19 protein-coding genes are annotated in these 22,567 nt (G+C 57.9%); 16 read left to right on the top strand and 3 right to left on the bottom strand.

Annotated elements, in window-relative coordinates:
• Positions 1 to 53 precede the first annotated feature (53 nt).
• The 3 genes from dapD to map form a co-directional block, all read right to left on the bottom strand.
• A complete protein-coding gene (gene dapD / locus BLT77_RS02830; RefSeq protein WP_090361693.1) occupies positions 54 to 878 on the bottom strand; it encodes a 2,3,4,5-tetrahydropyridine-2,6-dicarboxylate N-succinyltransferase in 825 nt (274 codons plus the stop codon).
• An 18-nt stretch (positions 879 to 896) separates the two neighbouring features.
• Positions 897 to 3,482, bottom strand: a complete 2,586-nt coding sequence (gene glnD, locus BLT77_RS02825; protein WP_090361690.1) for a [protein-PII] uridylyltransferase — start codon at positions 3,480 to 3,482, stop codon at positions 897 to 899.
• Between the two features lie 62 nt (positions 3,483 to 3,544).
• Entirely contained in the window at positions 3,545 to 4,333 is a 789-nt protein-coding gene (gene map / locus BLT77_RS02820; RefSeq protein WP_090361687.1) for a type I methionyl aminopeptidase, read from the bottom strand.
• A gap of 270 nt (positions 4,334 to 4,603) precedes the next feature.
• Here map and rpsB point away from each other — a divergent pair, with 270 nt between their 5' ends.
• The 16 genes from rpsB to dnaE all read left to right on the top strand — a co-directional run bounded on the left by rpsB (position 4,604) and on the right by dnaE (position 22,556).
• Positions 4,604 to 5,332, top strand: a complete 729-nt coding sequence (gene rpsB, locus BLT77_RS02815) for a 30S ribosomal protein S2 (protein ID WP_090361684.1) — start codon at positions 4,604 to 4,606, stop codon at positions 5,330 to 5,332.
• 117 nt (positions 5,333 to 5,449) lie between these two features.
• The gene (gene tsf / locus BLT77_RS02810) at positions 5,450 to 6,325 is read left to right on the top strand and encodes a translation elongation factor Ts (protein WP_090361681.1); all 876 of its coding nucleotides are present in this window, start codon (positions 5,450 to 5,452) and stop codon (positions 6,323 to 6,325) included.
• 67 nt (positions 6,326 to 6,392) lie between these two features.
• Positions 6,393 to 7,124, top strand: coding sequence for a UMP kinase (gene pyrH, locus BLT77_RS02805; RefSeq protein ID WP_090361679.1), 732 nt, complete (start codon positions 6,393 to 6,395; stop codon positions 7,122 to 7,124).
• Positions 7,125 to 7,160: 36 nt separating this feature from the next.
• Positions 7,161 to 7,718 (top strand): ribosome recycling factor, encoded by a 558-nt coding sequence (gene frr, locus BLT77_RS02800; RefSeq protein WP_090361676.1) that lies wholly within the window; start codon positions 7,161 to 7,163, stop codon positions 7,716 to 7,718.
• Positions 7,719 to 7,845: 127 nt separating this feature from the next.
• Entirely contained in the window at positions 7,846 to 8,565 is a 720-nt protein-coding gene (uppS, locus tag BLT77_RS02795; RefSeq protein WP_090361673.1) for a polyprenyl diphosphate synthase, read from the top strand.
• A gap of 31 nt (positions 8,566 to 8,596) precedes the next feature.
• Positions 8,597 to 9,454 (top strand): phosphatidate cytidylyltransferase, encoded by an 858-nt coding sequence (locus BLT77_RS02790; protein ID WP_090361670.1) that lies wholly within the window; start codon positions 8,597 to 8,599, stop codon positions 9,452 to 9,454.
• A gap of 3 nt (positions 9,455 to 9,457) precedes the next feature.
• Entirely contained in the window at positions 9,458 to 10,648 is a 1,191-nt protein-coding gene (ispC, locus tag BLT77_RS02785) for a 1-deoxy-D-xylulose-5-phosphate reductoisomerase (RefSeq protein WP_090361667.1), read from the top strand.
• Positions 10,648 to 12,003 carry a sigma E protease regulator RseP gene (rseP, locus tag BLT77_RS02780; RefSeq protein ID WP_090361664.1) on the top strand — a complete coding sequence of 452 codons (1,356 nt, stop codon included), beginning with the start codon at positions 10,648 to 10,650 and terminating at the stop codon, positions 12,001 to 12,003. The genes ispC and rseP overlap by 1 nt, the downstream gene beginning before the upstream one ends.
• Positions 12,004 to 12,031: 28 nt before the next feature.
• Positions 12,032 to 14,521, top strand: a complete 2,490-nt coding sequence (gene bamA, locus BLT77_RS02775) for an outer membrane protein assembly factor BamA (RefSeq protein ID WP_090361661.1) — start codon at positions 12,032 to 12,034, stop codon at positions 14,519 to 14,521.
• 57 nt (positions 14,522 to 14,578) lie between these two features.
• Positions 14,579 to 15,064 carry an OmpH/Skp family outer membrane protein gene (locus BLT77_RS02770; protein WP_090361658.1) on the top strand — a complete coding sequence of 162 codons (486 nt, stop codon included), beginning with the start codon at positions 14,579 to 14,581 and terminating at the stop codon, positions 15,062 to 15,064.
• Between the two features lie 4 nt (positions 15,065 to 15,068).
• A complete protein-coding gene (lpxD, locus tag BLT77_RS02765) occupies positions 15,069 to 16,103 on the top strand; it encodes a UDP-3-O-(3-hydroxymyristoyl)glucosamine N-acyltransferase (protein WP_090361654.1) in 1,035 nt (344 codons plus the stop codon).
• Between the two features lie 18 nt (positions 16,104 to 16,121).
• Complete coding sequence (fabZ, locus tag BLT77_RS02760; protein ID WP_090361651.1) at positions 16,122 to 16,571, top strand: 3-hydroxyacyl-ACP dehydratase FabZ; 450 nt, start codon at positions 16,122 to 16,124, stop codon at positions 16,569 to 16,571.
• A 4-nt stretch (positions 16,572 to 16,575) separates the two neighbouring features.
• Entirely contained in the window at positions 16,576 to 17,346 is a 771-nt protein-coding gene (gene lpxA / locus BLT77_RS02755; protein ID WP_090361649.1) for an acyl-ACP--UDP-N-acetylglucosamine O-acyltransferase, read from the top strand.
• 10 nt (positions 17,347 to 17,356) lie between these two features.
• Positions 17,357 to 18,502: a lipid-A-disaccharide synthase gene (gene lpxB / locus BLT77_RS02750; RefSeq protein ID WP_090361646.1), complete on the top strand. Its 1,146-nt coding sequence runs from the start codon at positions 17,357 to 17,359 to the stop codon at positions 18,500 to 18,502.
• A complete protein-coding gene (gene rnhB / locus BLT77_RS02745) occupies positions 18,495 to 19,070 on the top strand; it encodes a ribonuclease HII (RefSeq protein WP_090361642.1) in 576 nt (191 codons plus the stop codon). Before lpxB ends, rnhB begins: the two co-directional genes overlap by 8 nt.
• Positions 19,071 to 19,079: 9 nt before the next feature.
• Positions 19,080 to 22,556, top strand: a complete 3,477-nt coding sequence (gene dnaE, locus BLT77_RS02740) for a DNA polymerase III subunit alpha (protein WP_090361639.1) — start codon at positions 19,080 to 19,082, stop codon at positions 22,554 to 22,556.
• Positions 22,557 to 22,567 lie beyond the last annotated feature (11 nt).

Raw genomic sequence — 22,567 nt, 5'->3', positions numbered from 1 at the left:
CAAGGAGTTGGCGCGACTTCATTCACGACAGCCCTACCGCCTCAAGGGCGCCCTTACTCGGCGCTGCGAAGCAGTTCGTTGATCCCCACTTTGCTGCGGGTTTTGGCATCAACCTTCTTCACGATGATGGCGGCATACAGGTTGCATGAACCGTCGGAGGAGGGCAGGGTGCCGGACACCACCACCGAGCCTGCCGGAACCCGGCCGTAATGCACTTCGCCGGTCTCACGATCGTAGATACGGGTGCTCTGGCCCAGGTACACCCCCATGGAGATCACCGAACCTTCCTCAACGATCACCCCTTCCACCACTTCAGAGCGGGCGCCGATGAAGCAGTTATCCTCGATGATGGTGGGGCTGGCCTGCAGGGGCTCCAGAACGCCGCCAATACCGACGCCACCGGACAGGTGCACGTTCTTACCAATCTGGGCACAGGAGCCGACTGTGGCCCAGGTATCCACCATGGTGCCGGAGTCGACGTAGGCGCCGATGTTGACGTAGGAGGGCATCAGCACGGTGTTGCGACCGATGAAGGCACCCTGGCGAACCGTGGCAGGCGGTACCACGCGAATGCTCTCTTCGCGGAAGCGGGCGTCATCGTAGTCGGCGAACTTCATCGGCACCTTGTCAAAGTAGCGGGTTTCACCCCCCTCCATCACCTGGTTGTCGAACAGGCGGAAAGAGAGCAACACCGCTTTCTTCAGCCACTCATTGACCACCCACTGACCGTCCCGTTTCTCTGCAACCCGTGCCTGGCCTTTATCCAGCATCTCCAGGGCGATTTTGACATCCTTGACCAGGCCGGCATCGGCATTGGCTGGTGTGATGTCGGCGCGCTGCTCGAAGGCGGCCTCGATACGTTGTTGCAACTCGGTCATGAAATATATCCTCTGAATTTATTCGGTGGTTAGTGCCAGGGTAAGGGAGTCCCGGAACTGGTTTTGCTGATCCGGTGTCAACGGCAAGCCGTCATCATTGGCCAGCATAAACAGATCTTCGGCTTTCTCCCCGACGGTGGTGATTTTGGCGGAGTGGATGGTGAACCGGCACTGATCCACCACCTGGCCAATTCGTGCCAGCAAGCCAGGGGAATCCAGGGTGATGATCTCGACCATGGAACCCTGTTTGCGCTTGCCGGGAAGAAAATTCACCTGCGTACGAACCTTAAACTGTCGCATACGCCTTGGCAATGGCCGTTGTCTTACTTTTGCCGGAGTTGGTGATAGCAACATACGGGTCAGGCTATTGCGGATGCTGTTGATGCGTGATGGGTGCACCACCCGGCTTCCGTCCTGCTCGAGAATCACGAAACTGTCGAGGGCGTAGCCATCTTTGGAGGTGAAAATCTGCGCGTCATGAACGATGACGTTCTTGCCGTCGAGCACCGCCATCACGGTGGCAAACAGGCCGGGACGGTCCCGACAGTAGACAAACAGCTCGGTGCCGGCACTGCTTTCGTGCTCGGCCATGGTCACCAGAGGTTGCTCATCCTTGCGCTCCAGCAGGGCCTGGGTGTGGTTGCACACCTGCAGCGGACTGAACCTGAGGAAGTAGTCGGCGGAGAAGCGGTGCCACAATGGTGTGACGTCCGCTTCCACAAATCCCAGCTTGGACAGCTGGTACAGGGCCTTGTTCTGGTGCTCGCGAATGCGGGCCCGGGTGTCCACCGGCTTTTCCAGGCCGTTGAGCAGCATGCCGCGGGTACTCTGGTACAGCTGCCTGAGCAACGATCCCTTCCAGCTGTTCCACAGGTTGTCATTGGTGGCGCAGATGTCGGCCACGGTCAGGCAGTACAGATAGCCGAGGCGGGTGGTGTCACTGACCGCTTCGGCAAAGGTTTGAATCACCTCGGGGTCATTGATGTCGCGGCGTTGGGCGGTGACCGACATCAGCAGATGGTTTTGCACCAGCCAGGCCACCAGGCGGCCGTCGTGGTCATTGAGGTTGTGCAGCTGGCAGAACTGCAGGGTATCGGCGGCGCCCAGCTCGCTGTGATCGCCGCCGCGGCCTTTGGCGATGTCGTGGAAAATCGCCGCCAACACCAACAGCCCCTTCTTTGGCAGCTGATCGATCAGCACACTGCCCAGGGGGAAGATCTCTTTGTGGGCCGGGTCGGCGAAGCGGTCGATGAACTGCAGCAGTCGGTGGGTGTGTTCGTCGACGGTGTAGGCGTGGAACAGGTCGAACTGCATCTGGCCGACGATCTGCTGCCAGGCCTTGAGGTAGGTGCCGAGGATGCCGTGGCGGTGCATCAGTGACAGTGCCTTGATGCCGTTGGCGTGTCGCAGGATTGCCATAAATTGGCTGCGGCAATCCGGGCGCTCACTCAGGGGCTGTTTTTGGCGTCGGCGGGCGTTACGCAGTAGCCGCAGGGTTGGGGCGGCGACCACCTCAATCTCCCCATCTCGGGCGCAGTGGCTGAACAGGGTGAGAATTTTGTCCGGTTGCTCAAACACCCCCTCGTGACGCACGGAGATGTAGCGCCCCATGCGGCAGAAATCGTCGTCCAGATTGACCGGGTCATCACGGTTGGCCAGGTGTGGCAGCATCTCGCCCTTGAACAGCTGCAGCAGCATCTGGTTCAGTTCCCGCACCGCCCGAATGGTGCGGTAGTAGCGTTTCATCATCTGCTCTACCGGCAACTGGGTGCCCTGGGTGTAGCCCAGCAGCTGGGCGACCTTGGGCTGATGATCGAACAGCAGTCGATCCTCTGGCCGGCCGGCGGCCAGATGCAGGGCAAAGCGCAGCCGCCACAGGAAGTCGCGGCAGGTGTTGAGCTCCTCCAGCTCCTCACGGGCCAGGAAGCCATGGGACACCAGGTCGGCCATGCAGGAGGCGTTAAAGTGACGCATCGCCACCCAGGTGATGGTCTGGATGTCCCGCAGCCCACCGGGGCAGGCCTTGATGTTGGGTTCCAGGTCGAATCCCGAGGACTTGGCGTGCCGGCTACGCTGTTCATCCCGCTTGGCCAGGTAGAAATCGGAAATGGGCCAGAAACCGGTGTCGGCCAGCCGTTGCTGCAGCTGCTGATACAGGGCCACATCGCCACACAGGAAGCGGGATTCCAGCAGGTTGGTGGCGATGGTGACGTCGCCGCAGGCCTGCTCAAAAGTCTGCTCCACCGACCGGACTGAGTGGCCCACATCCAGCTTGCTGTCCCACAGGGTCGTCAGCAGGGTGCCGATGGCGCCTTCGGTGGTCTGTTCACACTGCTCGGTGGTCAGTACCAGCAGATCGATGTCGGAGTGCGGGTGCAGCTCGCCACGGCCGTAGCCGCCGACGGCAACCAGCGCGGTCTGGCACGGATCCAGTTGGCATTGTTGCCACAGCTGCTGCAGCAGGGTGTCGATCTGGTGCGAGCGTTCGGCCAGCAGCACGCCAATGGCGTCACCCTGGGCAAACTGCTGCTGCAACTGTTCACGCTGCCGCTGCAGCTGCTGACGGATATTGGCGGGAGTGAGAGCGGTGTTGTCGGGCTTCATGCCGGTGTGGTGTCCTGATGATAAGCCGGGCCCGCACGGAGCGGGCCCAGGGTGAGGGCCAGTTAGCCGTGGGAGATCGCCCGCTCCAGTGTTTCGTCACTGCGCAGGGTCAGTACTTCGACGCCATCTTCGGTCACCAGCAGGGTGTGCTCCCACTGGGCGGAAGGCTGGCCGTCTTTGGTGGTCACTGTCCAGCCGTCTTTTTTGTTCAGTTTGCAGCGGTAATCGCCGGCATTGATCATCGGCTCGATGGTAAAGCACATGCCCGCCTGCAGGGTCAGCTTGGCGCGGTTGCGGTAGTGCAGAATCTGCGGCTCTTCGTGGAACTTGGCACCGATGCCATGGCCACAGTAATCGCGGACCACGGAGAAGCCCTCTTTTTCGGCGATGGGCTGAATGACAGCACCGATCTCGCTCATGCACAGCCCGGGGCGAACCTGACGAATGGCGGCGTACAACGAGTCCTGGGCAACCTGCACCAGCTTTTTGTTGCGCAGTGGCGTCTGGCCGACGATGAACATCTTCGAGGTGTCGCCGTGGTAGCCGTCTTTGATGACGGTGATGTCGATGTTGACGATGTCACCCTCTTTCAGTTTCTTATGCGACGGAATGCCGTGGCACACCACCTCGTTAACCGAGATACAGGTGGCCTTAGGGTAGCCATGATAATCCAGAGGGGCCGGAATCGCACCTTGCACGTCGGTGATGTATTGGTGGCAGATCTCATCCAGTTCTGCGGTGCTGGTGCCCTTCTGCACATGGGGGGCGATCATCTCCAGTACATCGGCCGCCAGTTTGCCTGCGACGCGCATTTTTTCGATCTCTTCCGGGGTTTTAATAACGATGCTCATTGGTCTACTCTTCTATCGAAAACTCGGTGGCGTGGCACACACTTAAGTTGAGCTTTGTTGCTCAGTATGGTATAAAGCGCGCCGGCTCTGTTGAGTCGTGATGGAACCCGGGCTGAATGGCCTTTGGGTCGCCACGCGAACAATGGCGCCTATTATATCGTTAATTTGTTATTAAACCACACACGTATCGGCACATGGTCCGGGGTGCCCCTCGGGGTCGGGTCATGGGATGCGTGGAGGCTTAACCCCGAACTATTATTGAGGAATATCATGGCAACTGTATCCATGCGCGACATGCTGAAGGCCGGTGTGCACTTCGGTCACCAAACCCGTTACTGGAACCCTAAGATGAAGCCTTTCATCTTCGGCGCTCGTAACAAGGTTCACATCATCAACCTGGAATCTACCGTTCCTATGATGAACGATGCTCTGGCTTTCCTGGGCAACGTTGCTTCTAAGAAAGGTAAAATCCTGTTTGTTGGTACCAAGCGCGCTGCAGGTCAGAGCGTTAAAGAATCTGCTCAGAAGTGTGACCAGTTCTACGTAGACCACCGCTGGCTGGGCGGCATGCTGACCAACTGGAAAACCGTTCGTCAGTCCATCAAACGTCTGAAGGATCTGGAAGCTCAGAGCCAAGACGGTACCTTCGAAAAGCTGACCAAGAAGGAAGCGCTGATGCGCACCCGTGAAATGGTTAAGCTGGAGAAGTCTCTGGGCGGTATCAAGAACATGGGCGGCCTGCCTGACGCGATCTTCCTGATCGACGCCGAGCACGAGCACATCGCCATTAAAGAAGCCAACAACCTGGGCATCCCAGTGGTTGCTATCGTTGATACCAACTCCAACCCAGACGGCATCGACTACGTTGTTCCTGGTAACGACGATGCTATCCGTGCTATCCAGCTGTACACTAACGCTGTTGCTGAAGCTGTTACCGAAGGTCGTAACCAAGACCTGGCTGTTCAAGCTGAGCAAGACGGTTTCGTAGAAGCTGAATAAGCATAATAAGGCGTGAGTTTACTCGCCCCTTATTAACCAACAGATATTGGTTAACAGGGGCCCTCGTGGCCCCTGTTTTTTTACGCATTTAAGACGCAAGTCATAGAGGAATTGGACATGGCAATTACCGCTGCCCTGGTTAAAGAGCTGCGCGAGCGCACTGGCGCTGGCATGATGGATTGTAAGAAAGCCCTGGTAGAAACCAACGGCGACATCGAGCTGGCCATCGAGAACATGCGTAAGTCCGGTCAAGCTAAAGCTGCTAAGAAAGCCGGCCGTATCGCTGCTGAAGGTGTGATCATTGTTAAGAGCAATGACGGTCTGGCGGCAATGGTTGAAGTTAACTGCGAAACTGACTTCGTAGCTCGCGACGAAAACTTCCTGGCTTTTGCTAACAAGGTTGCAGACGTTGCTCTGGCCGGCAAAATCGACAACATCGATGCGCTGAACGCGGCTGAGCTGGACGGCAACACCGTTGAAGTTACCCGTGCTAACCTGGTAGCCAAAATCGGCGAGAACATGAACGTACGTCGTGTTGTTCTGGTTGAAGGCGCTAACCTGGGTGCTTACATCCACGGTGGTAAAATTGGTGTGGTTGCAGCCCTGAACGGCGGCGACGAAGCCCTGGCGAAAGACATTGCAATGCACGTTGCAGCGTCCAACCCACAGTTCGTTAAGCCTGAAGACGTTGATGCCGACGTTGTGGCCAACGAGCGCCGCATCCAGGTTGAGATCGCGGTTAACTCCGGTAAGCCTCAAGAGATTGCCGAGAAGATGGTTGAAGGCCGTATGAAGAAGTTTACCGGTGAGATCTCTCTGACTGGTCAGCCTTTCGTTAAGGACCCATCCATGAACGTTGGCAAGCTGCTGAAAGACGCCGGCGCTGACGTAACCACTTTCGTACGTCTGGAAGTCGGTGAAGGTATCGAGAAAGCTGAAGAAGATTTCGCTGCAGAAGTAGCGGCTCAAATCGAAGCAGCCAAAAAGGCCTAAGGCCCGATAACCTTTGATACAGACCGCGGCGAATTGTCGCGGTCTTTTAGCATTCAGGACACAGAAAATGAGCACCAATCCAAAACCAGCTTTCCGACGCATTTTGTTGAAATTGAGTGGCGAAGCACTCCAAGGCGAAGAAGGCTTTGGCATCGACGCCAGAGTACTAGACCGTATGGCCCAAGAGATCAAAGAGTTGGTCGAACTGGGGATTCAAGTTGGATTGGTTATTGGCGGCGGTAACCTGTTCCGTGGTGAAGGCCTGGCGAAAGCGGGCATGAACCGGGTAGTGGGCGATCACATGGGCATGTTAGCGACCGTGATGAACGGCCTGGCGATGCGTGATGCCCTGCACCGTGCGTATGTGAACGCCAGACTGATGTCTGCCATTCCCCTCAACGGCGTGTGCGACAACTACAACTGGGCCGAGGCCATCAGCCTGCTCAAGCAAGGCCGGGTGGTGATTTTCTCCGCAGGTACCGGCAACCCATTTTTTACCACCGATTCCGCTTGCTGCCTGCGTGGCATTGAGATCGAGGCCGATGTGGTACTCAAGGGCACAAAAGTAGATGGTGTTTACTCCGATGATCCGGTTACTAATCCGGACGCAGTGAAGTATGATAAAATCACCTACAACGAAGTTCTCGAAAAAGAACTGAAAGTTATGGACCTGTCGGCCTTTACCCTGGCTCGCGACCATAACCTGCCTTTGATGGTCTTTAATATGAACGAGCCAGGTGCACTGCGCCGGGCCGTGATGGGGGAAGCCAACGGCACCCTGATCACCAACAATCTGTAAGATTGACACTGAGTTGACACCGTAAGGAAGTTCACCGTGATTAACGACATTAAGAAAGACGCAGAAGTGCGTATGGAAAAGAGCGTAGAAGCCTGCCGCAGCCAGATGGCTAAGGTTCGTACCGGCCGCGCCCACCCAAGCCTGCTGGACACCATCGTAGTTTCCTACTATGGTGCCGATACGCCACTGAAGCAGGTGGCCAACGTGGCCACTGAAGATTCCCGCACCCTGGCGGTAACCGTATTCGACCGCACCATGATTCAGGCGGTAGAGAAGGCGATCATGGCATCCGACTTGGGCCTGAACCCCAACTCCGCCGGCGCCACCATTCGCATCCCGCTGCCACCACTGACCGAAGAGCGTCGTAAAGACCTGGTGAAAGTGGTTCGTGGCGAAGCCGAAAACGGTAAAGTGGCCATTCGTAACATTCGCCGTGACGCCAACTCCGACATCAAGGATCTGGAGAAGGAAAAAGAGATCGGTGAAGACGATGCCCGCAAAGGCGAAGACGAAATCCAGAAATTGACCGACAAGTACGTGAAAATGGTTGATGCAGTGCTGGCTGAGAAAGAAGCCGAGCTGATGGAGATCTAAGCAAACGCCTTAGTTTGCTAGCGATTTGACGCCGCGTTTGGATATACTACGCGGCGTTTCTGTTTTTAATGGTCAGGACTTTCTTCCCATGCTCGTCAGTAGTGATTCGACAAGCCCGGCATCCGGTATGCCACTCCCGCAGCATATTGCTATCATCATGGATGGCAATGGCCGCTGGGCCGAGGCCAAAGGCCGTCCCCGGGTCTCCGGACATCGGGCTGGGGTGAAGGCGGTACGTGAAGCGGTACGGGTGTGTCGAAAACATGGTATCAAGGCGTTGACCTTGTTCGCGTTTTCCAGTGAAAACTGGCGTCGTCCGGAGCGTGAGGTCGCATTATTGATGCGGCTGTTTATGACGGTGCTGTCCCGTGAGGTAAAGTTGCTTCGCAACAACGATGTGCGCCTCAAAGTCGTTGGGCATACCGAGGCTTTTAGTCCAGAGCTGCAGCAGCGTATCCGCAAGGCGGAGGCGATGACCGCCGACTGCCAGGGGTTGGTGCTGAACGTGGCCGCCAATTACGGTGGCCGCTGGGACATGCTGCAGGCGACTCAGAAAATTGCCCTGGCGGCCAGCCGCGGCGAGTTGGATGTGGAGCAGATCGACGAGGACACCATCGCCCGGCAACTGACCATGTCAGATCTGCCAGAGGTGGATCTGCTGGTGCGTACCGGCGGTGAGCATCGCATCAGCAACTTCATTCTGTGGCAGGCTGCGTATGCCGAACTGGTGTTCAGTCCGGTATTGTGGCCCGATTTCGGTGAGCAGGCACTGGATGACTGCCTGAACGAGTTCGCCGGTCGACAGCGTCGTTTTGGGCAGACCAGTGCCCAGGTCGAGGCTCAATAACAAAATTAAAATACCCCAAGAGGTTAGTTTTTTGCTTAAGCAACGAGTGTTAACTGCCATCCTGCTGCTTCCCGCAGCACTGGCCGCAATTTTTCTTCTTCCGGTTGGTGGCTTTGCCATCGCCATCGCATTGGTGATGCTGCTGGCTGCCAAGGAGTGGGGCAGCTTCATTCAACCCGGTGACCGTCTGGTCCAGGTGAGTTTCACCCTGTCTATCGCCGTGCTGCTGGCGGCACTGACCTTCATTATGCCCGTGGATCTGATGTGGAATCAGCAGCAGCTGCATCCGCTGGCGGAGATCATCCTGCAGGCGGGCGGCCTGTGGTGGCTGGTGGCCCTGGGGCTGGTGGTGACCTACGTGCGCTCGGTTCGGATGTGGCATCACTCCATGGTGCTCAAGGCGGTGTTTGGTCAGCTGACGCTGATACCGGCCTTCGTGGCGATGATGGTGCTGCACAGTCTCAACCAGGGCGACGACCCGCTGTTTGGCTCCTACCTGGTGCTGGCCGTGTTCCTGATTGTCTGGGGCGCCGATACCGGGGCCTATTTCTTTGGCCGAGCCTTTGGCAAACACAAACTGGCCCCCCACGTGAGCCCAGGGAAGACCATTGAGGGGCTGCTGGGTGGCTTGCTGGTGTGCGTATTGCTCGCCATTGCGGGTTGGCTGTGGTTACCCAATAACGGCTTTATGCCTGTACTGGCGGTGGTGCTGGTCACGGCGCTGGCTTCGGCATTGGGGGATCTGTCCGAGAGTATGTTCAAGCGCAGCGCCAATATTAAGGATAGCGGCCGACTTCTTCCCGGTCATGGTGGTATCCTTGACCGTATCGACAGCATCACCGCCGCGATGCCGGTGTTTGCCTTGCTGTACCTGTATTGGTGGATGTAGTTAATGCAAAATATTGCGCTGTTCGGGGCCACCGGCTCCATTGGCACTAGCACTCTGGATGTGGTTCGCAGACACCCTGACCAGTTTCAGATTGAGGTGCTGACCGCCCACAGCAACTGGCAATCGATGTTGGCACTGTGTCAGGAGTTTCAGCCTGCGGTGGCGGTGATGGTGGATCCTCAGGCGGCGCAACAGCTGGCAGAGGGCCTCAAGGGCCGATCAGGCACAGAAGTTCTGGCCGGTGAGCAGGCGCTTACCGATGTGGCCGAGCTCGATTCCGTCGACGTGGTGATGGCGGCCATCGTCGGTGCCGCCGGTCTGAACTCCACCCTGGCGGCGGTGCGCAAAGGCAAGCGCATATTGCTGGCCAATAAAGAGGCCCTGGTGGTCTCCGGGCGGCTGTTTATGGACGCCGTCCGTGAGCATGGCGCAACCCTGCTGCCGGTGGACAGCGAACACAACGCCATCTTCCAAAGCCTGCCGGAAGGGGTGCAACAGCAGCTGGGCTATTGCGATCTGGCTGGTAATGGCGTGTCCCATCTGTTGCTGACCGGCTCAGGCGGCCCGTTCCGGACTCGCGAACTGAGCAGTTTCGACGCCATCACTCCAGCCGAGGCCTGTGCCCATCCTAACTGGAGCATGGGGCAGAAGATCTCGGTGGATTCGGCATCGATGATGAACAAGGGTCTGGAGTACATTGAGGCCCGCTGGCTGTTCAATGCGGCGCCGTCGCAGATTCAGGTGGTGATTCACCCTCAGAGCGTCATCCACTCCATGGTGCAGTACCACGATGGCTCGGTGCTGGCTCAGATGGGCCAGCCGGATATGCGTACTCCCATTGCCCATAGCCTGTCCTACCCCGACCGAATTGCCAGCGGTGTGGAACCTTTAGATTTCTTTAAGGTCGGACAATTAACCTTTGAAGAGCCCGATTTTCAACGGTATCCCTGTCTGAAACTGGCCATGGATGCCTGCAATCATGGCCAGGAAGCGACCACGGTGGTCAATGCCGCCAATGAACAGGCGGTAGCCGCCTTTCTTCGGGGGCAGATTAAATTTACGGATATCGCCCGGGTCAATAGATTTTGCCTCGAACAGGCGGATTTAAGCCCACTTACGGATCTGGCCGCGTTGAGTGCTTTGGATTCTCAAACCAGAGCCCAGGCCGACGGCTGGATAGCCAGGGGAGTGTAATGCTGCAGTTCTTATGGAGTCTCGGGGCGTTTGTAGTCGCCTTGGGAATTCTGATTACCGTTCACGAATATGGCCACTTTTGGGTTGCCCGGCGCTGTGGCGTCAAAGTGGAACGATTTTCCATTGGCTTCGGCAAGACCCTGCTGCGACGTATTGGCAAGGACGGTACCGAATACACCTTGGCGTTGATTCCGCTCGGGGGCTACGTCAAGATGCTGGACGGCCGGGTCGACGAGGTGCCGGCGTCGATGCAATCGCAGGCGTTCAATGCCAAGACCGTGTGGCAGCGGATTGCCATTGTGGCCGCCGGCCCGTTGGCTAACTTCGCTTTCGCTATCCTTGCCTTCTATCTAATGTTTCTGATCGGCGTACCCACGGTACGCCCGGTTATTGGCGAGGTTGCCCCCCAGTCTATCGCCGCCGAGGCGCAGATCGCCCCCACCAGCGTCATCACCCGGGTCGGGGATCGCGCCACCGTCGACTGGGAAGCGGTCAACCTGGCCTTGGTAGAGTACATCGGCAATGATGAACTGAGCCTGACCGTCGAAGACGGAAACAGCGGCCGCAGTCGCACCGTCGAGCTGGATTTACGAGATTGGCAGGTTCAGCCGGACAAGGAGCCACTGTTTGTCAGCCTGGGGATGATGCCCTGGCGCCCGGCAATCAGCAATGAACTGGCACTGGTGACCGAAGAGGGCGCCGCCTTTGAGGCCGGTGTTCGGGTTGGCGACAAGTTGATGGCCATCAATGGCGAACCCTACCGGGACTGGCCGCAACTGGTATCCCTGGTGGAAGCCAACGCCGGTACGCCGGTGGTGTTGACACTGCAACGTCAGTTCAACAGCCTGGAGATTACCGTAGTGCCCAGAGGGGAGCCGGGCGCGGACGGCAAGCTGGTGGGGAAGATTGGCGTTTCGCCCCTGGCCGAGCCCTGGCCTGAGGCATACCGCATCGATTTGAGTTACGGCGTGCTGGATTCTGTGATGCCGGCGCTGCAGAGAACCGGACAACTGGTGGAGTTGACGGTAAAAACCATTGGTAAGTTGTTTACGGGCGACCTTGCGGTGAGTAACCTAAGTGGCCCGATATCCATTGCCCAGGGCGCCGGCAGCTCGGCGGGATACGGTTTGGTGTATTTTCTCGGTTTTCTGGCACTGATCAGTGTAAACCTTGGCATCATCAACCTGTTGCCCCTCCCTGTCCTCGACGGTGGCCATCTGCTGTATTTCGCAGTGGAAGTGCTGACTGGCAAGCCGGTACCGGAAAGAATTCAAGATTTTGGCTATCGCATTGGCTCGGCGCTGGTGTTGATGCTGATGATTATCGCTATCGTCAATGACGTAGCACGACTGTAGGCCCAAGGAATAATAAGAATCTTCGTCTATGAGACTGAATAAAATTATGGCATCGATGGTATTCATCGGTGCGGCCATCACGGCACAAGGGCACGCTGCAGGCTTTGATGCCTTTGTGGTTGAAGATATTAAAGTTGAGGGACTACAGCGGGTAGCCCTGGGTGCTGCGTTGCTGAATCTGCCCATTAATGTGGGGGATCAGATTGATTCGGTCAGTTTGCAACGGGCCATCAAGGCGCTGTACGCCTCTGATAACTTCGAGGATATCTCGGTCTCCCGTGACGGCGATGTGCTGATGGTGACGGTAAAAGAGCGGCCGACCATCTCCAGCATCGTATTTGAGGGCAACAAAGACATCAAAGACGAGCAGCTGCAGGAGAGCCTGGACGGCTCCGGTATCAAGACCGGCGAGCCTCTGGACCGTACCCTGCTGACCGAGATTGAGTCGGGTCTGCAGGACTTCTACTACAGCGTCGGTAAATACAACGCCAAGGTAGACGCACAGATCGTTACGCTGCCCCGTAACCGGGTCGAGCTGAAGCTGAAATTCACCGAAGGTGACGCTGCCGACATTCATCAGATCAACATCGTCGGTAACACCGTTTACCCGGACGATGAGCTGATTGGCTTGCTGGAGCTGACCGACTACGTGGCCTGGTGGGACTTCTTTGGTGATCGTCGCTATCAGAAACAGAAGCTGGAAGGGGATCTGGAGTCCCTGACCTCCTACTACAACGATCGCGGCTACCTGAAATTCAAGATCGATTCCACCCAGGTGGCGATGACGCCGGATAAAACCGGACTCTATGTCACCATCAACGTCGACGAGGGTGAGCAGTATACGGTTAAGGACATCAACCTGACCGGTGAGCTGCTGGGTAAAGAGGAGCTGCTGAATAAGCTGGTTCCGATTGAAACCGGTGAGATGTACAACGGTGGCGAAGTGACTTTCACCGAGGAGTTGATCGGTAAATTCCTCGGTCGCTATGGCTACGCCTACCCCAGAGTGAGCACCTACCCCGAGGTGAATGAAGAGACCAAAGAGGTCACACTCAACATCAACATCGATCCTGGTAAGCGGATCTACGTTCGTAGCGTCAGCTTTGCGGGTAACACCGTTACCAAGGACGAGGTGCTGCGCCGGGAGATGCGTCAGATGGAAGGCGCCTGGCTCAATAGTCGCTCTGTGGAGCTGTCGAAGGAGCGTTTGAATCGTCTGGGCTTCTTTGAGACGGTGGAGACTGAAACCACGCCGGTACCGGGCAGCGATGATCTGGTGGACGTGGCCTTCAAGGTGAAAGAGCAGCCCTCCGGTTCCTTTAACTTCGGTGTCGGTTACGGCACGGAGAGTAAGCTGAGTCTGCAGTTGGGTGTGTCTCAGAGTAACTTCATGGGCACCGGTAACAGCGTCGGCATCAACCTCAACAACAACTCCTATCAGAAAGACGTCAACTTCTCCTATCGTGACCCGTACTTTACCAAGGACGGCGTCAGTCTGGGGGGCAGCATCTACTGGTCCGAATTTGACGCCGATGAGTACTACCTGGAGTCCTATAAGAACAACTCCTATGGCGCCGGCTTCGATCTGTCCTGGCCGTTGAACGAGTACAACCGACTGGGGCTGGGCCTGTTCTATCGCCATAATGAACTGTCGGAAGTGTCGCCGTATCAGCAGGTGATCAAGTTCTATAACATCTATGGCGATGCCAGTAACTCCGGCAGCAAGATTGCGTTCAACAACTACGAAGTGAACGGAAACTGGACCCGCAGCACCCTGAACCGGGGCACCTTCCCGACCTCGGGTAACAACCAGAAGTTCTTTGGTAAGGCCACCATTCCCGGTAGCGACATCCAGTACTTCAAGGTCAGCTTTGACACCAGTTTCTACTTCCCGCTCGACCGGACTCACGATTGGGTGTTCCTGACCCGCGGTAAGCTGGGCTATGGTAACGGCTATGGTCAGTACAAAGGCCAGGATAACATTCTGCCATTCTGGGAAAACTTCTACGCCGGTGGCTCCACCATCCTGCGTGGCTTTAAGACTAACTCCGTTGGCCCCCGCGCCTTCTACCTGACCGGTGACGGTACCCCGTGTATTCCGGATCCGAACGGCGGCTTCGGAGGCTGTAATTTGCCGGGTGATCCTGATACCGTAGCTGTCGATACAGGCAGTTCCATCGGTGGTAACGGCATCGCCACTCTGAGTGCCGAGCTGATCGTGCCGACCCCGTTCCTGGATGAGTCGTACAAGAACTCGGTGCGGACCAGTTTCTTTGTCGATGCCGGTAACGTATGGGATACCGAATTTGATTACGAAAGCTACCGGGTGCTGCCGCAGTCAGAATTCGAAAAGATTCAGGATTACTCCGATCCGATGCGCATTCGGGCGTCGGCCGGTTTGTCCGTACAGTGGTTGTCTCCAATGGGTCCCATGGTGTTCAGCCTGGCCAAGCCGATCAAAGAGTACGAAGGGGATGACAACGAAGTGTTCTCCTTTAATATTGGTCGAACTTTCTAAACCCGATGCCCGATGGCACTGGTATAAAAAACAGAGGATAGAAACTTGAAGAAGTTAATGACAGTTGCCCTGATGATGGCAGTAATGGCACCTTCGGCCTGGGCAGAGAAGATTGGTGTGCTGGACATGCGTGCCATTATGGCGCAGTTGCCTCAGGCGGAAGCGATGATGCAGGGGCTGCAGAACGAATTCTCCGAGCGTGTGGCGGCGGTACGTAAGATCGAGACCGAGCTGAAGACGCTGGCTGAAAAGCAGCAGAAAGACGCCCTGATCATGACCAATGAGCAGAAGACCGAACTGAGCCGTCAGCTGGAAAGCCTGAATGCAGACTACCAGCTGAAAGGCAAGGCGCTGCAGGAAGACATGAAGAAGCGTCAGAACGAAGAGCAGCAGAAGCTGCTGATGAAGGTGCAAACTGCCATCAACAGCGTTGCTGAAGCGGAAAAGTTTGACATCATCCTTCAGCGCGGCGCCGCGGTATACGTCAATGACGCCGCCGACATCTCCGCCAAAGTGGTCGAAGCCGTAGGTAAAGGCAACTAACAGTATGACAAGCAAAACCCTGACGGAGCTGGCCTCACTGGCCGGCGCTACCGTTAAAGGGGACGGCGACAAAAAGGTGGCCCGGGTGGCCACCTTGGACAATGCCGGCCCGGATCACATCTCCTTTCTCGCCAACCGCAAGTATCGTAAGCAGTTAGACCACACCGCCGCCGGGGCGGTGATTTTGTCTGAGGCTGACAGTGAGAGTTACGCCGGCGACGCGCTGATCGCCGCCAACCCCTACGTCTGCTTCGCCCGAATCGCCCAGATTCTGGACACCACACCGATGGCTGCGGACTGCGTTCACCCGTCGGCGGTGATCGATGCCAGTGCCCGCCTCGGCGCCAATGTCACCGTGGCGGCCAATGCGGTGATTGAAGCCGATGCGGTTATTGGCGATAACGTTCAGATTGGCGCCGGTTCGGTCGTCGGACGGGGGGCCCGCATCGGTGAGGGCACCCGCCTGTGGGCCAACGTCACCCTCTATCACGGCATCGAGCTGGGCCAGGATTGCATCATCCACTCCGGTGCGGTGATCGGCTCCGACGGCTTTGGTTACGCCAACGAAGGTGGCCAGTGGATCAAGATTCCTCAGGTCGGCAGTGTACGTATCGGCAACCGGGTTGAGATTGGATCCAACACCTCTATCGACCGCGGCGCCATCGACGACACCGTGATCGAGGATGGGGTGATCATCGACAACCTGTGTCAGATCGCCCACAACGACATCATTGGTGCCCATACTGCCATCGCCGGTTGTTCGGTGGTTGCTGGCAGCACCAAGATTGGCCGCCACTGCATCATCGGTGGCAACTCCGCCATTGCCGGTCACATTGAGCTGGCCGATGGCGTACAGATTACCGGGATGTCCCGGGTGAGTAAGGGCCTGCGTGAAGCCGGTGTCTACTCCTCCGGTTCGCCCATTCAGGACAACAAGTCCTGGCGTCGCAACTCGGTGCGCATGCGTCAGCTGGATGCCATGCATCAGCGCCTGCGCGAGTTGGAAAAACAGCTGCCGGATACCGAGCAGGATCAATAACCGTTTTTGGAGACGACTTTGTCTGAGCAATTAAACTCCATGGAGGTCAATGAAATCCTCCAATACCTACCTCATCGCCACCCCTTTATGCTGGTGGACCGGGTGCTGGATTTCGTTCCGGGTGAATCGATGCACGCCCGTAAGAACGTGACCTACAACGAACCCTTTTTCCCGGGTCACTTCCCCGCAGCTCCGATTATGCCCGGCGTGCTGATCCTCGAGGCTTTGGCCCAGGCGTCCGCCATTCTGGCCTTTAAGACCTACGGCAAGAAAGAGAATGAGCTGTATCTGTTTGCCGGCATCGACAACGCCCGCTTCAAGAAGCCGGTAGTGCCGGGGGATACTCTGGATCTGCACATCGAGTTCATCAAAGATCGTCGCGGCATCGGCTTCTACGCCGCTCAGGCGAAAGTGGATGGTAAAGTTGTCTGTACCGCAGACCTGATGTGCGCCAAGCGAGAGGCTTAATATCGTGATCGATTCTCAGGCGATTGTTCATCCCGATGCCAGCATCGGTGAAAATGTCACCATTGGTCCATTCAGTTACATCGGCCCGGGCGTCAGCATCGGCGACGATACCTGGGTGAGCGCCAATGTGGTGATCAAAGGCCCTACCAGCATCGGTAAGGGCAACAAGATTTTCCAGTTTGCGTCCATTGGTGAGGAGTGCCAGGACAAGAAGTTCGCTGGAGAGCAAACCCGTCTGGAGATTGGCGATAACAACGTATTCCGCGAATGTTGCACCGTTCACCGCGGTACGGTTCAGGATCAGGGGCTGACCAAAATCGGTTCCGGCAACCTGTTTATGGCCTACACCCACGTGGCCCACGACTGTGTGGTCGGCGACAACGTCATTATGGCCAACAACGCCTCCATTGCCGGTCACGTGCATGTGGGTGATAACGCCATTCTCGGCGGTATGACCGGTGTGCACCAGTTCGTTAAGATTGGTGCCCACGCCTTCACCGCTGGCTGTTCTTTGGTGTTGCAGGATGTGCCACCCTATGTGATGGCCTCCGGTCAGAGTGCCGTGCCCCGTGGCATCAACAGCGAAGGGTTGAAGCGTCGTGGCTTCAGTAAAGAGGCCATCGCCGCCATTCGCAAGGCCTACAAACTGCTGTATCGCAGCAGCTTGACCACAGCCGAGGCCCTGCCTCAGCTGCGGGAACTGGCGGAACGCTTTCCCGAGGTGGCCTTTATGGCGGACTTCGTTGAGCAATCCAGTCGTGGCATCGTTCGATGAGGGTGGTTGATTGAGCCAACTGACCATAGCCATTGTCGCCGGGGAACTCTCCGGCGATATTTTAGGTGCCGGCCTGATGAAAGCCATTCGCCGGCGTCATCCTGATGCCCGTTTTGTTGGCATCGGCGGCCCCAAGATGCAGGCCATCGGCATCGATAACCTGGCGGACATCGAAGATCTGTCGGTGATGGGGCTGGTGGAGGTGTTGGGGAGCCTGCCCAAGCTGATGGGAATTAAAAAGACCGTCATCGACACCGTGCTCGAGCGTCGGCCCGACGTGTACATCGGCGTCGATGCGCCGGACTTCAACCTGCGTATCGAGGCGCCGCTGAAGGCGGCGGGCATTCCTACGGTGCACTACGTCAGCCCGTCGGTGTGGGCTTGGCGGCCTAAGCGGATCTTTAAGATCGCCAAGGCCACCAATCTGGTGCTGTCGCTGCTGCCGTTTGAAAAGGCGTTTTACGACCAGTATCAGGTTCCCTGTCACTTTGTCGGCCACACACTGGCGGATGAGATCCCCCTGGTTAGCGATCAGGGCCAGGCCCGGCAGGTGCTGGGGCTGGATGCCAAGGCTCAGGTGCTGGCGCTGTTGCCCGGCAGCCGAGGCGGAGAGATGAAGCGGCTCAGTGCGCCGTTTCTGGAGGCGGCCCGATTGCTGCGGCAGTCGCACCCGCAACTGGAGATCGTGGTGCCGTTGGCCAACGAGGCGCGCCGGCAACAGTTCGAAGCCCTGAAGGCGGAGCTGGCACCGGAGCTGGAACTGACCCTGGTTGAGGGACAGTCGCGTACGGTGATGGCCGCCAGTGACGTGATTCTGCTGGCGTCCGGCACCGCAACTCTGGAAGCGATGCTGGTGAAGCGGCCGATGGTGGTGGCCTACAAGTTGGCGCCGCTGACCTACCGCATCGCCCAGCGGTTGATGAACATCGATCGTTTCAGCCTGCCGAACTTGCTGGCCGGGCGGGATCTGGTGCCGGAGCTGATTCAGCAAGACTGCACCGGCCCGCAGCTGGCCGATCTGGTGCGGGGCTATCTGGAGGGCGACAATCGCGAGTTGCTGGACACCTTCACCGCCATGCACACCGAACTGCGCCTGGATGCCTCGGAGCAGGCGGCCAAGGCGGTATTGAAGCTGATTGGAGCCGATCATGATTGAGTACATTGCCGGCGTCGATGAAGTTGGCCGCGGTCCGCTGGTGGGCGACGTGGTCACCGCCGCGGTGATTCTCGATCCCGGCAACCCCATCGAGGGACTTCGGGATTCGAAAAAACTGTCCGAGAAAAAGCGCAACGCGCTGTTTATTGAGATTCAGGAGAAGGCACTGGCCTGGCACGTTGGCCGTGCCAGTGTGGCTGAAATTGACCAGTTGAACATTCTCCATGCCACCATGCTGGCGATGCAGCGAGCGGTGGCCGGATTGGCGTTGACGCCGACCCTGGTGCGGGTGGACGGCAATCGCTGCCCGGATTTTGGTGGCCTGGCGGCGGAAGCCCTGATCAAGGGCGACGACAAGGAGCCGGCCATCAGTGCCGCGTCCATTCTGGCCAAGGTGGTCAGAGACGGCGAGATGCTGGCGCTGGATCGCCAGTATCCCCAGTACGGGTTTGCCCAGCACAAGGGGTACCCCACCAAGGTACACCTTGAGCAGTTGGCCGCCCTGGGCGCTACGCCTTTTCATCGAACCAGCTTTAAACCAGTGCGACGCGCACTGGGTCTGGAGTAAACACACACCATGGCCGAACCACGCTTTATTCACCTGCGGGTCCATTCCGACTTCTCCATGGTCGACGGCATGCAGAAAGTCGGTCCCATTCTCAGCCGGGCAGCGGAGATGGGGATGCCGGCGCTGGCCCTGACGGATCAGACCAACCTCTGTGGCCTGGTGAAGTTTTATGGCGGCAGCCATAAAAACGGCATCAAGCCTCTGATTGGCGCCGACTTCTGGCAGATCTGTCCCGAGCTGGATGACATGCAGTGTCGGCTGACGGTGCTGGCCATGGACAATGACGGCTACAAAAACCTGACCCTGTTGATCTCCAAAGCCTACCTGCGTGGCCACGTCAACCATCGACCGGTGTTGGATCGGGACTGGTTGGCGGAGCACGCCAAGGGGCTGATCATTCTCTCCGGCGCCAAAGACGGTGATGTAGGCCAGGCCCTGACCAAGGGTAACCAGCAGGTGGTGGATGGCTTGCTGGCTTTTTATCAGCAGCATTTTGCCGAACGCTACTATCTGGAGCTGGTCCGCACCGGCCGCAGCGGCGAAGAGACCTATCTGCACCGGGCGGTCGAACTGGCGGACAACACCGGCCTGCCGGTGGTGGCCACTAACGAAGTGGTGTTCCTGGATCCGGAAGATTTCGATGAACACGAAATCCGGGTCTGTATCCACGATGGCTTTACCCTGGATGACAGCCGGCGGCCGCGGCTGTACTCGCGGGAGCAGTACCTGCGCAGTGCCGACGAGATGGCCGAGCTGTTCAGCGACATTCCCGAGGCGCTGGACAACACCGTCGAGATCGCCAAGCGCTGTAACGTGACCGTGCGCTTGGGCGAGTACTTTCTGCCGGACTTCCCCACCGGCGATCTGAAGATTGAAGATTTCCTGATTAAGGTGTCGGAGGAGGGGCTGGAGCAGCGGCTTGAGTTCCTGTTCCCCGACGAGGCCGAGCGTCTGCAGAGGCGACCGGAGTACGACGACCGGCTGAAGATCGAGCTGGAAGTGATCAACAACATGGGCTTCCCCGGTTACTTCCTGATCGTGATGGAGTTTATCCAGTGGTCTAAGGACAACAACATTCCGGTGGGCCCGGGGCGGGGTTCCGGTGCCGGTTCCCTGGTGGCCTATGCGTTGAAGATTACCGACCTGGATCCGCTGGAATACGATCTGCTGTTCGAACGGTTCCTGAACCCGGAGCGGGTGTCGATGCCCGATTTCGATGTCGACTTCTGCATGGATCGCCGGGATGAGGTGATCGACCACACCGCCGAGCTGTATGGCCGCGATGCGGTATCGCAGATTATCACCTTCGGCACCATGGCGGCCAAGGCGGTGATTCGGGATGTGGGCCGGGTGCTGGGGCACCCCTATGGCTTCGTGGATCGCATCTCCAAACTGATTCCGCCGGATCCGGGCATGACCCTGGCCAAGGCGTTTAAAGAGGAGCCGGCGCTGCCGGAGATCTACGATCGCGACGAGGAGGTGAAAAACCTCATCGACATCGCCCGTAAGTTGGAAGGCTGTACTCGAAACGCCGGTAAGCACGCCGGCGGGGTGGTGATCGCCCCCACCACCATTACCGATTTCGCCCCCTTGTATTGCGATGACACCGGTGGCAACCCGGTCACCCAGTTCGATAAAAACGACGTGGAAACCGCCGGCCTGGTGAAGTTTGACTTCCTGGGCCTGCGGACCCTGACCATCATCCAGTGGGCGCTGGACATGGCCAACCCGGCGCTGGAGGCCAAAGGGGAGACGCCGATCCGCATCGAGAGCATTCCTCTGGATGATCAGCCGTCGTTCGACATGCTGCAGCGGTCGGAGACCACGGCGGTGTTCCAGCTGGAATCCCGCGGCATGAAGGACCTGATTAAGCGGCTACGCCCGGACTGTTTCGAAGACATGATCGCCCTGGTGGCCCTGTTCCGGCCCGGCCCTTTGCAGTCGGGGATGGTGGACAACTTCATTGACCGTAAGCACGGCCGGGAAGAGGTGTCCTACCCGGATGCGGAGTACCAGCACGAGTCGTTGAAGGAGATCCTGGAGCCCACCTACGGCATCATCCTGTACCAGGAGCAGGTGATGCAGATTGCCCAGGTACTGGCGGGCTACACTCTGGGCGGCGCCGACATGCTGCGTCGGGCCATGGGTAAGAAGAAGCCCGAGGAGATGGCCAAGCAGCGGGGCACCTTCCGCGAAGGGGCCGAAAACAACGGTGTCGACGGCGACCTGGCGATGAAGATCTTCGACCTGGTGGAGAAATTCGCCGGGTACGGCTTCAACAAATCCCACTCGGCCGCCTACGCCCTGGTGTCCTACCAGACCCTGTGGATGAAGCGTCACTACCCGTCTTACTTTATGGCGGCGGTGATGTCGGCGGATATGGACAACACCGATAAGGTGGTGACCCTGGTGGACGAGTGCGAACGCATGGGGCTGACCCTGCTGCCGCCGGACGTCAACATGGGCTTGTTCAAGTTCAACGTCAACGCCAACGAAGAGATTGTGTACGGCATCGGCGCCATCAAAGGGGTAGGTGAAGGGCCGGTGGATGAAATTCTGGCGGCCCGGGACAGTGGCGGACCGTTCCGTGACCTGTTTGATTTCTGTAACCGGGTCGACCTGAAGAAGGTCAACAAGCGCACCATCGAGAAGCTGATCATGGCGGGGGCGATGGACAACCTCGGGCCGCACCGGGCGGCGATGATGGCGACCCTGGATCAGGCTGCGAAAGCGGCGGGGCAGAATGCCCGCAACCAGGCCCAGGGGATGGACGACCTGTTCGGCAGCCTGACGCCGGAGCCCGGCGCGGCGGATCAGGCCTTTGTCTCTGTGCCCCACTTCCCGGAAAAGATCTGGCTGGACGGCGAGCGGGAGACCCTGGGGCTGTACCTGACCGGCCACCCCATCAACCAGTACCTGAAAGAGCTCAGAGGCTGGACTTCCGGTCGCCTTAAAGATGTGGTGCCTACCGGTCGCGGTAAAAGTACCAGGGTGGCCGGATTGGTGATCGCCGCCCGGGTGATGATCACCAAGCGCGGCAGCAAGATGGGCATTTTGACCCTGGATGACAAAAGCGGCCGCCTCGAAGTGATGATGTTTGCAGAAGGGGTGGAAAAGTACCAAGATCTGCTGGTAAAAGATAAGATCCTGATTGTCGAGGGAGAGGTCAGCTTTGATGATTTCAGCGGTGGCAATAAAATGTCTGCCAAAGAGGTGCTGGACATCAGTCAGGCGAGGGAGAAGTGGGCCAAGGGCGTCAGCCTGGAGTTGGATTCCGACAGCCTGGATGACACTAAACTGACCAAGATTAAAGCGCTGCTGGAGGAATACCGCTCCGGCAGTTGCCCGGTACAGATTCGATTTAACCGACCCGATGCCAGCGGCACCCTGCAGTTGGGACAAGACTGGCAGGTACGCCCGGACGATGAGCTGTTGTTGCAACTGGCAACGCTGTTCGGTTCGGATAAAGTAACAATGACATATTGATGAGTGCCAGC

Origin of the sequence: Ferrimonas sediminum (assembly GCF_900100175.1) — a bacterium.
GTDB classification, from domain to species: Bacteria; Pseudomonadota; Gammaproteobacteria; order Enterobacterales; family Shewanellaceae; genus Ferrimonas; species Ferrimonas sediminum.
This window is presented reverse-complemented; position numbering and strand designations above follow the sequence as displayed.